Annotated in this window: 11 protein-coding genes; 1 reads left to right on the top strand and 10 read right to left on the bottom strand. The window is 66.7% G+C overall.

Going from position 1 to position 13,008, the window contains the following annotated elements:
• Window positions 1-48: 48 nt before the first annotated feature.
• The 4 genes from CAP40_RS15190 to CAP40_RS15175 form a co-directional block, all read right to left on the bottom strand.
• A complete protein-coding gene (locus CAP40_RS15190) occupies window positions 49-1,152 on the bottom strand; it encodes an acyltransferase family protein (protein ID WP_086130374.1) in 1,104 nt (367 codons plus the stop codon).
• Between the two features lie 141 nt (window positions 1,153-1,293).
• Window positions 1,294-1,986, bottom strand: coding sequence for a GDSL-type esterase/lipase family protein (locus CAP40_RS15185; protein WP_179188227.1), 693 nt, complete (start codon window positions 1,984-1,986; stop codon window positions 1,294-1,296).
• 122 nt (window positions 1,987-2,108) lie between these two features.
• A complete protein-coding gene (locus CAP40_RS15180; protein ID WP_086130372.1) occupies window positions 2,109-3,266 on the bottom strand; it encodes a DUF1501 domain-containing protein in 1,158 nt (385 codons plus the stop codon).
• Between the two features lie 5 nt (window positions 3,267-3,271).
• Window positions 3,272-4,834, bottom strand: a complete 1,563-nt coding sequence (locus tag CAP40_RS15175; RefSeq protein ID WP_086130371.1) for a DUF1800 family protein — start codon at window positions 4,832-4,834, stop codon at window positions 3,272-3,274.
• A 227-nt stretch (window positions 4,835-5,061) separates the two neighbouring features.
• Between CAP40_RS15175 and CAP40_RS15170 the strand changes: the two genes are divergently transcribed.
• A complete protein-coding gene (locus CAP40_RS15170; protein ID WP_086130370.1) occupies window positions 5,062-5,337 on the top strand; it encodes a hypothetical protein in 276 nt (91 codons plus the stop codon).
• Between the two features lie 54 nt (window positions 5,338-5,391).
• On the opposite strand, the gene CAP40_RS15165 is transcribed toward CAP40_RS15170, so the two are convergent.
• The 6 genes from CAP40_RS15165 to CAP40_RS15150 all read right to left on the bottom strand — a co-directional run bounded on the left by CAP40_RS15165 (window position 5,392) and on the right by CAP40_RS15150 (window position 12,950).
• Complete coding sequence (locus CAP40_RS15165; RefSeq protein WP_086130369.1) at window positions 5,392-6,558, bottom strand: deoxyguanosinetriphosphate triphosphohydrolase; 1,167 nt, start codon at window positions 6,556-6,558, stop codon at window positions 5,392-5,394.
• A 56-nt stretch (window positions 6,559-6,614) separates the two neighbouring features.
• Entirely contained in the window at window positions 6,615-8,786 is a 2,172-nt protein-coding gene (locus CAP40_RS15160) for a peptidase domain-containing ABC transporter (RefSeq protein WP_256924246.1), read from the bottom strand.
• Window positions 8,747-9,919 carry an HlyD family efflux transporter periplasmic adaptor subunit gene (locus tag CAP40_RS15155; RefSeq protein WP_256924245.1) on the bottom strand — a complete coding sequence of 391 codons (1,173 nt, stop codon included), beginning with the start codon at window positions 9,917-9,919 and terminating at the stop codon, window positions 8,747-8,749. Before CAP40_RS15155 ends, CAP40_RS15160 begins: the two co-directional genes overlap by 40 nt.
• 138 nt (window positions 9,920-10,057) lie before the next feature.
• The gene (locus CAP40_RS20495) at window positions 10,058-10,234 is read right to left on the bottom strand and encodes a hypothetical protein (protein WP_179188225.1); all 177 of its coding nucleotides are present in this window, start codon (window positions 10,232-10,234) and stop codon (window positions 10,058-10,060) included.
• A gap of 147 nt (window positions 10,235-10,381) precedes the next feature.
• Entirely contained in the window at window positions 10,382-10,639 is a 258-nt protein-coding gene (locus CAP40_RS20210; protein ID WP_179188223.1) for a hypothetical protein, read from the bottom strand.
• A gap of 319 nt (window positions 10,640-10,958) precedes the next feature.
• Window positions 10,959-12,950: an SPOR domain-containing protein gene (locus tag CAP40_RS15150; RefSeq protein WP_086130367.1), complete on the bottom strand. Its 1,992-nt coding sequence runs from the start codon at window positions 12,948-12,950 to the stop codon at window positions 10,959-10,961.
• Between the last annotated feature and the right edge of the window lie 58 nt (window positions 12,951-13,008).

Genomic DNA, 13,008 nt, shown 5'->3' with positions numbered 1-13,008 from the left:
GTATGTAAGTTGCACAAGATGCTGTTCGGGGCATTCGGAACAGCGGCCCTATTCGGTGGCGGTCGCGCGCGGCCTTGCCGGGCTGACCCCGTTGAGCAGCATCGCGGCGAAGGGGAAGCGCCGGACGATCAGGCGATGCACCAGATAGGAGAGCCAGCCCGACAATCCCACGAGCAGCAGATAGGAGACATAGGGATCGAGCCGCAGCGGATCGAGCAGCAGGTCGAGCGCCAGGATGATCGGGAAATGCACCATGTAGATGGTGAAGGCCGCGTCCGATATCCGCCGGAACAGCGGCGGCGTCGCGCCCATCGCGACCGCCGAACGCAGGATCAGCACGGTGACCGCCGGGGGGCAGAGGCAGGATGTCACCACGTTGAGCGGGCTGGCCGGACCGTCGAAAAGCCCCTTCCCGCCCCCAGGCAGCAGCCGCGAGGCCAGGCAGAGCGCGAACACCATCGCCAGCACGGTGAAAGCGGGCCCGGTACGCGCGGTCACATGGCGGAACAGCGCGGGCGAGCCGGCCAGGATCACGCCGAATGCATAGAGCGGCGCATAGCCCAGTATCTGGTGGACCGCCCAGACCGGCTCGGCCAGCGCCCCCGCGGCGCGTGCCAGCCGCGCGACGAGCAGCACGCCGATGGTCGCCACCACGCCCACGGCCAGGACGATCAACGTCACCGAGGGGCGATCGCGCTCCACTCGTCGATCGATCCGGGCGAAGATCGCGTGCCTCTGGTCGGCGCGAAAGAGCCAGAAGGTGATCGGCGCAAAGGCGAGCAGATCGACGAGGAACCAGAAATGCCACCAGCCGAGTTCCGGCAGCGCCGGCATCATCGTGCCGAACGCATGCCAGCTGGCGCAGGCGCTCATCAGCGGGGCAAGCAGGAACAGTCCGAAGCCCATGGGAATGCCGATCTGGAAGCTCCGGCGCGCCAGCCAGGGATCGGCGCCGTGCTTGCGGATCGCGAACAGGCTGAGCAGCCCGGCGACCGCGAAGAAGGTGCCCATGCGGAAATTGGAGGATGTCTTGGCGATCAGCACGAACACCGGCCGATCGATCTCCTGCACGGTGGTGGCATGCAGGAATATTCCCGCCAGCATCAGCAGCGCGCGCCAATTGTCCAGGCCGGCAATCCGCTCGCTTCGCAAACTCGCCCCCCGGCGCAACTGCGGATGCAGTCGACTGGGAATTGGCTAGATCAAATTGCTTAATCAGCCGTTCCTTGCAGCAACGAAACGATATGAATACTGTCGTAACCTTCGTTGCCGGCCAGCAACGAGCATCCGGGTCTACGAAACGTCCCCATGGCATCGTTGCAGGACGGTGCGCGGCAGGTTCTCGTCCAGCGCGCGGCGCAGCGCGATCGTCCAGCGCCGATAGCCTTGGTCGTTCAGGTGCAGGCCGTCCTCGCTGTAGAAGGGCCCCGGCCGCCCCTGTTCGAGCAGCAAGGGCACGATGTCGACATAAGTGACGTCCGGCCGCTGCCCGGCAATCGACCGGGCGGCCATGTTGTACCGGTCCTGCTGGGCGCGCTGATCCCAGCGCATGGGGCTGGGCTTCAGCGAGATGACGAAGACCGGTGTCTGGCCGAACAGGCGGGACTTGATGGCAAGGAACTCGCGCAGATCCCCCACCGTCTCGTCCACCGAGCGGCCAAAGGCGAGATCGTTGTCGCCGGCATAATAGACGATCGCCTGGGGCGCGCGTTTCGCCTGGTCGTTCGCGATGTGGAGGTTGATCTCCGCCATCGTGGCGCCGCCCATGCCGCGATTCTGCGCGATCCAGGGCTTGAGATCGTCCTGGAGCGAGGACCAGCGGCTCATCGTCGAGCTGCCGACGAACCACAGCACGCATGCGCCCTGGCGGTTCGATGCGCCGGGCAAGGGCTGGCGCGCCAGGACCCATTGCCATCCGCCGAAGATGACCGTGAACACGGTGAGCGCGAGCGCACACTTGCCAAGCGTGGCGAGCGCGATGCGCAAGGGTCCGGGCGATCGGGGCGACAGCGGCACTCTCAGTCCTCAGCACGCGACAGGCCGCATGCTAGGGGCCGAAGGTTAAGGTCGGGTTGGCGCCCGCGCCGCCGTCGCAACGGCCCGACGGCTCAGGCCCGCACCAGATCCTGGATCGGCCGCGCCATCTGCACTTCGGGGAAGAGCTTGCGTGCCGCGATCTGCGGAGTCAGGTCGAAATGCGCGGCGAGCGTGGAGCCGATCACCGCATCGAGCCCCAGGGTCGGCTTCAGGTCGCGATCCTCGTAGAGCGCCGCGTCGGCAAGGCCCGGCCAGTCGGCGACCACCCGGCCCCCGTTCACGGCGCCCCCCATCAGCATTGCGACCGATCCGGTGCCGTGATCGGTCCCCTGCGTGCCGTTCACCTTCACTGTGCGGCCGAATTCGGTGGCGACGAGCACTACCGTGTTGCTCCACAGCGGACCCAGCCCTTTCTGCAGCGCGCCGACCATCTGGTCGAGCCCGTTGAGCTGCCCCGCCAGCCGGCCGCGCTGGCCGGCATGCGTGTCCCAGCCGCCGGTCTCGATCATCGCGATCCGCGAGCCGTTCTCGGCCGACAGCATCTTGGCGGCCAGATCGCCGGTGGCGGCGGCGTTGCGGCCATTGTCCGATGCGAGATCGCTGGTGAGCATCCTGGTGGCCGTCGCCTGTTCCCAGATGCCATGGAGCTGCGCGTCGCCCTGATACATCTGGGTGACGCGCATCAGCAGGTCGTCCGAGGCATCGGGCAGTGCCGAGGGAGCATAGCTCGCCACTTCCACCGGCCCGCGCAGCGCCAGCGGCACCGTGGCGGCGAGCGCTATCGCCTTGTCGTCGGCGGGCAACAGCGTGAGCAGCCGGTTCAGCCAGCCGTCCTTGACCTGATAGGCGGAGGTCCCGCCGGTCTCGAGCACGTTCTGCCCGTCGAAATGCGAGCGGTCGCGATAGGGGGAGGCAACGGCGTGCAGGAACAGCGCCTGCTTCGCGTCATAGAGCCCGTGGATGTTCTTCATCGACGGATGAAGCGCGAACATCGAGTCCAGCTTCGGCGCCGAGGCGAAATCCTCGGCGAGCTGGCCGCGCTGGCTCGCATAGGCGGGATCGCCAACGGGCGCGACCGTGTGCAGTCCGTCGGCGGCGCCGCGCTGGATGATGAAGACGAAGCGCCGGTCGGTCGCCGCGCGAGCGAAGGCCATGCGGGCGCCGAAGGTGGAAGCGAAGACAGCCGAAGCGCCGAGGGCGACGAAGCTGCGACGGGAAAGTGCGGTCATCGGGCTTACCTCCGCATGAATTCGGGCGAGACGAGCATCAGGGCCAGGCCCTGGCCCGGACTTTCGGCGCGGGCGATCGACTGGGCGGTGCCGCTGCTCAGCGTGCCGGGGAAGAGCTGGGCGGCGCGCTGCCGCGCATCGATCGTGTCGCGCGCGCGCTGGGCCATGCGCTCGGCCGCCTCGACTCGCCGCATCACCGCATCGGGCCCGGCCCAGGCACCGGCGACATCGTCCCAGCCCGCCGGCGATCCCGGCTTCCAGGTCGGCTGGCCGAGCTGGCCCAGCAGCCCGTTGACGGCATTGGCCTGGACCTGCTGCGTGCCGAGCGCCCGCATCGCCGAGATCGACCATTCCCAGGGCGATTTGAACTTGGCCGGCTGGGGGGACCAGCATTCAGGCGAGGCGATCAGCGCGCGATAGACGGTCGGCAGATCGCCGCCCGAGCTCAGGAACGCCTTTTCCAGCCGCGCGACCAGCGGCGCGGGCGGATCGTCGCTGGCGAAATGCCGGGCGAGCTTGGTCGCGATGTGCTTCGCGGTCGCCGGATGGGTGGCGAGATGCTCGAGCACCGCCGCCGCCTGCGCCTCGCCTTCGTCCCGCCATTGCCTGCCCAGGATGGTGCGCGTGCCCGGCTCATGCAGCCGCGGGGCGAAGACGAAGCTTCCGGGCTCGCCATCGGCGGTGCCGGCATAGCGTGCCCCGGCGCCGCGGCCGAGCCCCGCCACCGTGAAGCCGGTCATCGCCCGCGCGAACTCGGTCACATCCGCCTGGGTATAGACGGTGCGCACGCCGAGCGTGTGGAGTTCCATGATCTCGCGCGCCAGATTCTCGTTGAGCCCGGCGCGCTGCCGCGCCTGCCGCCGGGCGGCGAGCTGGCCGGCGGGGCTGTTGGGGCCGATCGACACCGCTTGATCGAGATAGAGCAGCATCGCCGGATGGCGCTCGACCGCATTGAGCATGTCGCCGAACCGGCCCATCACATGGGGGCGGATCGCCTCGAACTCCATGGTGCCCGCCAGCCCGACCAGTTCGAGCTTGTCGGCCGAGACGGCGAAATGGTTCGCCCAGAAATGGACGAGCCGTTCGGCGAAGGGCGTCGGCGTGGCGATCGCGCTCAGCGCGCGGGCGGAGACCATGCTCACATAGACTTGCTGCTGCTGGCGCCGTGCCTCGCGCCGCGCCATCATCGCGGCATCCTCGCCCTGATAGAGCGGCCTGGCGGCGGGCTGCATGCCGGCCTGCATCGCCGGCGCGGCGGATTGCATGTCCTGCATCGCCCCGCCCTCGGCCATCGGCGGCTGCGCGCGCGCGGGCGCCGCCGGCCCAGCGGGCGGCTGGGGCTGCCGATTGCGCGGGCCCTCGGCCTGGCGAATCTGCCGCTGGCGTTCGTAGAAATCGGCGAGATCGCGCGCCACCTGGGCGCTCGGCACCTGTGCCGCGATCATCTGTGGGCGCGGATCGAAGCCCGCGATCTGCCCGGCGAGCCATTTGCGGGGATCGGCCCCCGCGTCCTCGCCCGGCCTGGCACCGAGACCGAAGCGATTGAGCGCGATACTGGCGTCCGACATGCGACTCCCCTGTCCGTTATGTGTCCGGGTTACGCGCAAAGTGTCGCAGAAGTTTGCCACAGTCGCGGTTCGACGTCGTCCTTTCGTCCTTTCTTCGCGTGCATTCCCTGCAACTGGTGCAAATCTCCTTTGCGATTGCCGCTCCTGCTGCATCGCAACATAAATCGACGCAAGAACAGAACAAACCGGATGCCGGTCTGGCTCCTGATCCATCAAGGAGAAAGATCGTGTCGAAGTTCCTCTTTGCGGCGGCGGCCGCCGCCCTGACCTTCACTGCCCCGGCGGCGATCGCCGGCGAGCGCAGCTTCACTCATGAAGGCGTGACCTACACCTATTCGATCACCACGAAGGACAAGGCCCAGGTCCTTGCCGGCCGCACCAGCAAGGGCGGCGAATTCCGCCTGAACGTGAAGAATGGCTGGGTCGAAGGCTATGTGAACGACACGCGCGTCTCGTTCCGCGCGCCCAAGGAAAAGGCGCCGGCGCAGATCGCCGCACGCTGAACCTTTACAGGGCATCGCAAGGGCCGGAGCGGCGACGCTCCGGCCTTTCGCGCGTCAGAATCCCTCGGGCAGATCGATCGCACCGACCAGTTCCCGGTAGCGCGCAATGGCGTAGCGATCGGTCATCCCGGCGATGAAGTCGGCGATGTGGCGGCCGCGGGCCGGCTCCGCGGCGGGCAGCGCCTCGGTCCACTGCACGGGCATCAGCGACGGTTCGGCGCGATAGACGTCGAACAGGCCGGCCACCACCGTGCCGGCCGCCTCCGCCGCGGCGAGCTGGCTCGGATGGTGGTAGAGATTGGCATACATGAAGCGCTTGAGGCCGCGTTCGGCTTCGCGCATTCCGTCGGAGAAGTGCGCGAGCACCCGGCCCGCCGCACGGACGTCCGCCACCGTCTCCACGCCGCTCTCGGCGACACGGGCGCGCGTGGCGCCGATAAGGTCGTTGACCATCGCGCCGATCTGGGCGCGGATCAGCTCGCTTATCAGGCGACGGCGCTCGCAGCCGGGGAATTTCGCCTCCACCTCGCGCCAGCCCGCGGCAATCATCGGCACCTCGAAGAGCTGGTCGAGCTGGAGCAGCCCGGCCCGCAGCCCGTCATCGATATCGTGATTGTCATAGGCGATATCGTCGGCGATCGCCGCGACCTGGGCTTCGAGCGAGGGCCAGCTCGCCAGCTCCAGCGGGAACGCGGCATCCGCCTCGGCCAGCGCCCATTCGGGATGGTCGATCGGGCCATTGTGCTTCGCGAGCCCCTCCAGCGTGTCCCAGGTTAGGTTCAGCCCGTCCCAGGCCGGATAGGGGCGCTCGATCGCGGTAAGCGTGCGCAGCGTGTTGCCATTATGGTCGAAGCCGCCCTGCCCGGCCAGCGCCATGCTCAGCGCCTTCTCGCCGGCATGGCCGAAGGGCGGATGGCCGATGTCGTGCGCCAGGCAGAGCGCCTCGGTCAGGTCCTCGTTGAGCCCCAGGGTGCGCGCGATCGCCCGGCCGATCTGCGCGACTTCAAGGCTATGGGTGAGCCGCACGCGGAAATGGTCGCCATCCGGCGCCATGAACACCTGGGTCTTGTGCCGCAGGCGCCGGAAGCTGATCGAGTGGATGATCCGGTCGCGATCGCGCTGAAAGGCGTCGCGCGGCCCCCGCGCAGTGCCGCCGGGCTCGGGATGGAGGCGGCCGCGGCTGGCTTCGGGCATGGAGGCCCAGGGAGAGATCGCTTTCACGCCTGGGCTCCTATCAAACCCGGCCACACCCGTCATCCCGCGCCTTGCCCCCGATCCTACAAAGGCACGCCCCCGTCCAACGCACGCGGATCGACCAGCTTGCCGCCCGCCATCAGCAGAACCCGTTCCGCCGCTTCGATGGTTTCCCTGCGATGGGCGATGACGATGCGCGTGATCCCCATGGCTCCGATTGCCGCATTGACTGCCTGCTCATGCGCCATGTCCAGATGGGCGGTGCCTTCGTCCAGGATCAATATCCTGGGCTGGCGATACAGCGCCCTGGCAAGAAGGATACGCTGCTTCTGCCCGCCCGAAAGCGTGGATCCCATGTCGCCGACCAGGGTCTCATACTGCATCGGCATTCGCATGACGTCTTCGTGGATCGCCGCCATCATCGCCGAGGCGATTACGCGTTCCATGTCGATCCCGTCGTCGAACAGCGCGATATTGTCCGAAAGCGTGCCCGCAAAGAGACTGTCCTCCTGCAGGACGGCCGCGACCTGGTTGTGGAAGCTCTTGTAGCCGAAACGGGAGAGCGGCATCCCATCGACCAATATCTCGCCGCTGTCCGGCTCCACCAGGCCGAGCAGCAGCTTCACCAGCGTCGATTTGCCGCCGCCCGAAGGGCCGGTAATCGCGATGTGCTCGCCCTGATCTATCTTCAGATCGACGCCATCGAGAACCGCCGGATCGGAAGGCGAGTAGCGATAGAACACCTCCCGCAGCGCGATATTGCCCTTGAGCGGCGTCTCGATATCGGCGCCGGCGCCGAAGCTGCAGTCTTCCTTCGAAAGCGCGATGTCCGACAGCCGTTCGAGATGCAGGCCGAGCATCTTGAACGCGATGCCTTGATCGATCAGCCCGGCGGCCTTTTGAATGAACTGCGTCTTGTAGGCCATATAGGCGAACACCATGCCAAGGCTGAACCCGGCGCCGTCGACGACGAAGCCGATGGCAAGCCAGATCGTGACGATATTCTCGATGCCAAAGATCAGCAGGTTCGCCGTCGATTGCCAGATGGCGATCCGGGCAACCCGGACATTGGCGTTGACCGCGTCCGTAAGGCGCGTCTGCCACAGCGCATGGCGAAGCGCTTCCCGCCCGAACAGCCGTAGCGTCGTGATCCCGCGAATGGTCTCGATAAGGGTCGTCTGCTCCTTGCCGTTGCTGATGATCGCGGCTTCCTGGGCCTCGCGCTCGAACGAGAAGGACACGAGCCGGACCACGCCATAAAGGCCGAACGCCACGGCCGAGACGAAGGCGAGCAGCGGGCTGTACCAGACCATCAGCGCCAGGGTCAGGATCGCCATCAGCCCGTCGACGATGGCGGCGACGGCGCCTTGGGTGAGCATGTTCTGGATCGGGGTGATGGACTGGAAGCGCGAGAGGATATCGCCGGTATGCCGCTTCTCGAACCAGTCGATCGGCAAGCGGAGCAATCGACGCGCGATGTTCGATGCAAGTCCGTAGCCGAGGGTCGTGCCGGCGATCAGGAGCACGAACGCACGCAGCAGGGATGCACCGGCATTGATGAGCGTGAACAGCCCGAAACCGAGCGCCAGCACCGCCAGCAGGTCCCGGTCGAGCGCGGGCAGGACATTGTCGACCGCCAGCTGCATGTAATAGGGCGAGGCCAGCACGAAGATCTGCAGCACGAGGCTGAGCACGAGCACCTGGGCAAGGGCGCGCTTCATCCCGGTCATGCGCCGCCAGAGTTGCGGAAGTCGCAGTCGCTCGCGCTGGCTGCCGGCCTGGAAGTTCGCGCCGGGCCGCAACTCCAGCGCGACGCCCGTGAAATGCCCGGAAACCTCCGCCATCGACAGCCATGACGAGCGGCCGTCGGGATTGTGGACAAGGGCCTTGCCCGCGGCCACCCGCTCCAGCACCACATAATGGTTCATGTCCCAGTGCAGGATGCAGGGGACATGGAGGTTGGCGAGCTGCTCCAGCGGCAGCTTCACTGCGCGCGGCGTGAGGCCGATCTTGTCCGCCAGGCCGATCAGCGAACGCAGCGAGGCACCGCGCAGGCTGGGCGCGAAGCGGCGACGCAACGTGCCCAGATCGACGTCCAGGCCGTGGTAATTGGCTATCATCGCCAGCGAGGCGAGGCCGCATTCCGCGATCTCGGTCTGGCGCACCAGGCGCACGCGCGAACGGCTCAGAAGGCCAAGGTCGAGCATCGACGGCGTCACCGGCGCTGCACGGCGAAAAGCGGTTCGAAGAGCCATTGCAGAAAGGACTGTTTCTCGGTGACGATCCGCGCGGTCAGCGTCATGCCGGGAACGAGCGCCTCGCGTTTGCCATAGGCGAGGACACCGGCCCGCTCCAGGGCGACGGTGACCGGATAGACCGGGATCGTCGCACCGCCGGGAGCCTGCATGCTGACCGCGCTCGACGCGACGCGTTGCACCTTGCCCTTCAGCGTCCCGAACCGCTGATAGGGGAATGCATCGATGGCAAGGCGCACCTCCTGACCCGGCTTGATGAAGCCGATCGCGGCACTCGGCACCGCCAGCTGCGCATCGAGCACCGAGTTTGACGGCACGATCGTCATCAACGAAGCGGAGGCACTGGCGAGTTGCCCCACCCGCGCCGTCAGCGCGGTCACGCGACCGGCAACCGGCGCGCGCAGCGTGTAGGCGCGCGACCCGGCAATGCTGGCGGCCTGCCGCGCGACCTCCGCGCGGCTGGCGGCAAGGCTTGCGTGCTGCGACTGCGCCTGGGCTTCGACCTGGGCAGCGCTGCGCTCGACTTCGGACAATGAAGCGCGCTTGCTCGCCAGGGATTGCACCAGTTGCGACAGGCCCTGCTGCCGAACGAGGAGCGTCTCTTCCCGTGCCTGCAGATCCCGCTGGCTGATGAAACCATGCTCTGCGATCGTCCGCGTGCGCTCATGATCCCTTTGCGCCGAGACGATCAGGTTACGCTGCAGGGAAATCTGCGACTGGAGCTGCGCAATCTCCTGCGACAAGCCGAAGCGTTGCGCCGCGAGTTGGCGCAGCTGCGCATCCGCAGCTTGCCGCGCCGCTCCCATCTGCGCTGCGAGGCTGCTGTCCTGGTGCCCGACCGCCGCTTCCATCCGGCCGGCGACGGAAACCGCGTCCGCACCGTCTTCCTCCGCGCGAATGGCCGCCAGCTCGGTGCCGGCGCTGATGTCGTGTCCGTCCCTTACGGCAATCGACATGACGATCCCGTTGCGAGGCGCGACAATAGTCACGATCCCCCTGTCGGGCACGATCAGGCCGGTAACCGTTTCCACGCGCGAGTAACTGGCAAGTGCCAGAAAGAGTATCGCACCGACGACGCTTACGAAGAGGAAATATCCGATGACCTGCCACGCGACGGGCACCGAGATCGCCACGTCGCCAGACAGTCGATCTCGATGCTGCGTTATTGCTTCTACGCGGAACACAGGAAATCGTGTCTTTCGGCAAATGGTTCTAGACGGGATTTCCCGATATGTCGATATCCCTGAATTCCGACAGGGTGCTCAGGAAATCTATCGCCGTTCGTTCTGAGCGATATCCTTGCCGATCGTATAGCCATTATTGAAGGCCGCGATCGATGCACCGATCACACCCAGGCCACCTGCGACGAGGAACGCCACCAACGGAAGCGGACCACCGCTGACCGAAGAAATCTCACCATCGTCGAGACTGATAATCTGGTTTTCCATGATTACATCCTATCCGATTCGGCTTGGGCCAAATCTTGCCCAACAATGTATCCGGAGGAAAAGGCGTATACTGCCAACGCAGCGACGCTTATGACATATAAGGCTACAATCATCGCGATGATGCTCCTCATAGGCATAAGAGTCACATCACTGCTTCTTGTTGACATTATATCCGGTATGCACGCCAGCCACCCACGCGCTACCGATGATCAATACTGCTGCGTCGATGGCAATACCGGCATAGGCAATAGCCAATAGAGGCAGGGGACCGCCCGAAACCTGATCGACTTCATCCAGGTTAAGTTCCTGAATGGATCCAGAAGAGCTTACAATATTACCCATATATGACATGATGACATCCACATCTATAAATGAAGAGACCACATTATTATGGACTCGCATCATTCTCTATACGCAGTTAACATCAGTCAATACGATGATATATTGATTACAATCAAAATGGACTGATTATTGATATCATCTAGTTATTTCAGGCAGTCTATTCCGCATATACTTCCAACGGGTAGCCAATATTTGTTACAAAGTATTTCCAGCCGCCCGTGAAACACGATCATTACTCATGTCGCAGCGCCTGATCACAAGGCTCGACGTCCGGAGATTCGAATCGCAATCGCTGGCTCGACGCCGGGCCAGGCATTTCTGCTTCCGATCGATATCGAAGACGCCTCGCAAGGAGGCGATGGCAGCGCCGAACGCAGCCAGGTTACGGCGCGAGCTTGGCCACCTTCTGCCCCGCCTCGCTGGTGAAGACGAAGCCGGAGACACCCGCCTTGCCCAGCGTGTTGACGAAGGCCTGCGCCTCCGCGCTGGTCTTGAACGGGCCGGCCAGCACGCGGTTGGTGGCGCGCAGCGGCGTCGTCCATGCGCTCCTGCCCTTCATCGCCGCCGGAGCTTTCGCGACCACGCTCTTCCAGGCCTTGGCAAGCGAATCCTCATTGGCGCCCCCCGCCACCTGCACCCAGATACGGCTGGGATCGGCCTTGGCCGGATCGGGCTTCTTGGCTTCCGGCTTCTTCGCCATCGCCTTGGGATCGGGCTTGCCCTTCCTCACCTCCTCGGGCGTCGGCTTGGCCTTGGGATCCGGCTTTTTCGGGTCGGGCTTGGCCATGACCGGCTCGGGCTTCGCCTTGGCCGCAGCCGGTTCCGGTTTCGGCTTGGGCAATGCGGCAGGCCTGGCCTCCGCGACGCGCACCGGCTCGGGGACCGGCACAGCCACCGGCTCGGTCGGCGTCGCGGTGACGGCCGCGAGCTCGTCGGCGGGAATCGTGATGCCGCCGACGATCGCGGCAAGCACCGAATCCTCCTGTCCCACCCTGGCCGGGCCCGGCGGAGTCGGTTCGGGCTTCGGAGCCGGGCGCACCGGCTGCACCTCCGGCTCGGCACGGGCGGGCGTGACGGGGGCCGGCGCCGGCTCGGAACGCGCCGGCACGGGCGCGGGGACCGAGGCGAGGCGCACGGGTGCGGGTGTCGGAGCCGGACGCGCCGATTGCACCACCGGCTCGGCACGGGCGAGCGTGACGGGGACCGGTGCCGGCTCCGAACGCACCGGAACCGGCGCGGGGACCGAAGCGAGGCGCACGGGTGCTGGCGTCGGAGCCGGGCGCACCGGAACCGCCGCCGGGCGCTCGGCGGCTTCCGCCGGCTCTTCCTCGCGCTTCGGCGCCGGGATCGGCTGCACGATGGGCGCAGGCGGCGGCACGAAGCGCGGCGGCGGCGGGAGATTCTCCTCGGGCGCAGGCCGCGGCACCGGTGCTGCGGCCGGCCGTACCGCGGCGACGGCAGCAAGCTTCTCGTCGCGCTCGCGATCCCGGCGCGAGCGGCGGTCATTTCCCTTGGGCGCCGGCGCGGGCGCAACCGCCGGCTGCGCCGCCGCCAATTGCACCGGTCGCACCGCCGGCACATAGCGCGGCAGCTCCGGCGCAAGCCGCGTGTCGGCGAGCCGCGCCTGGCTCGGCGAAAGCTCGCCGAAATGCACGGCAAAGGCGCGATCGGCCGGCCCCAGATCGGCGAGACGGCGGAAGAAGGGCGTGAGCGCCTGCCCCATGGTGCCCGGCATCATGCTGGAAGCGATCTTCTCCGCCCCCGCCGTGTCGCCGTTCATCGCCAGGATGAAGGCCCGCGCCCGCCATGCGGCGCGATCGCTGCGGCGAAGCAGCGGGTCGAGCGTGCGCATCGCCTCGTCCTTGTCGCCGGTGATGCCGAGCGAGAGGGCATAGCGGCGGAGCGTCTCGGCATCGTCGCGATTGCCCGAGAGCGCGAGCTTGTAATCGCGCTGGGCGAGGCCCGGCTGGCCGAGCAGATCATAGGCGAAGCCGCGATCGCCGGCATATTCGCGCGGATCGAGCCCGCGCGCTTCGGCCGCCTGGAAGAGGCGCAGCGCCTCGCCGGGCCGCTCCAGCCGCACCAGTACCATGGCACGGCCCGCCGAAATCCGCGGATCGCCGGGGCTGAGCGTCTCCGCACGCTGGAAAAAGGCAAGCGCGGCGGAGGTATCGCCGAGCCGCGCGCTGGTCATCCCCGCATCGATCAGCGTGCGCAGGTCGCGCGGGTCGCTGGCGAGCATGCGGATGTCATTGGCCAGCCGGTCGGCATCGGGGTTGGGCTGGGCGACGACCTCGGTCTGGGCAAGGGCGGGCGCGGCCTGAGCCGCGACCAGCGCGAGTGCCGCAGCACCGATGAAGCGAATCCGGTCCATGTTCCCGCCAGCTTGCACCGTGTTGCGCTGAACCGCCGATTACGGCGCCGGCACGGCT

Origin of the sequence: Sphingomonas sp. IBVSS2 (assembly GCF_002127225.1) — a bacterium.
In the GTDB taxonomy this organism is placed as follows: domain Bacteria; phylum Pseudomonadota; class Alphaproteobacteria; order Sphingomonadales; family Sphingomonadaceae; genus Sphingomonas.
The sequence above is the reverse complement of the archived record's forward strand: the minus strand, read 5'-3'. Positions and strand labels throughout refer to the sequence as shown.

Coding starts and splice junctions, on each gene's coding strand:
- CAP40_RS15150 (WP_086130367.1), bottom strand. CDS start 12,950: ATGGACCGGATTCGCTTCATCGGTGCTGCGGCACTCGCGCTGGTCGCG.
- CAP40_RS15175 (WP_086130371.1), bottom strand. CDS start 4,834: ATGTCGGACGCCAGTATCGCGCTCAATCGCTTCGGTCTCGGTGCCAGG.
- CAP40_RS15160 (WP_256924246.1), bottom strand. CDS start 8,786: ATGGCTCTTCGAACCGCTTTTCGCCGTGCAGCGCCGGTGACGCCGTCG.
- CAP40_RS20210 (WP_179188223.1), bottom strand. CDS start 10,639: ATGATGCGAGTCCATAATAATGTGGTCTCTTCATTTATAGATGTGGAT.
- CAP40_RS15180 (WP_086130372.1), bottom strand. CDS start 3,266: ATGACCGCACTTTCCCGTCGCAGCTTCGTCGCCCTCGGCGCTTCGGCT.
- CAP40_RS20495 (WP_179188225.1), bottom strand. CDS start 10,234: ATGGAAAACCAGATTATCAGTCTCGACGATGGTGAGATTTCTTCGGTC.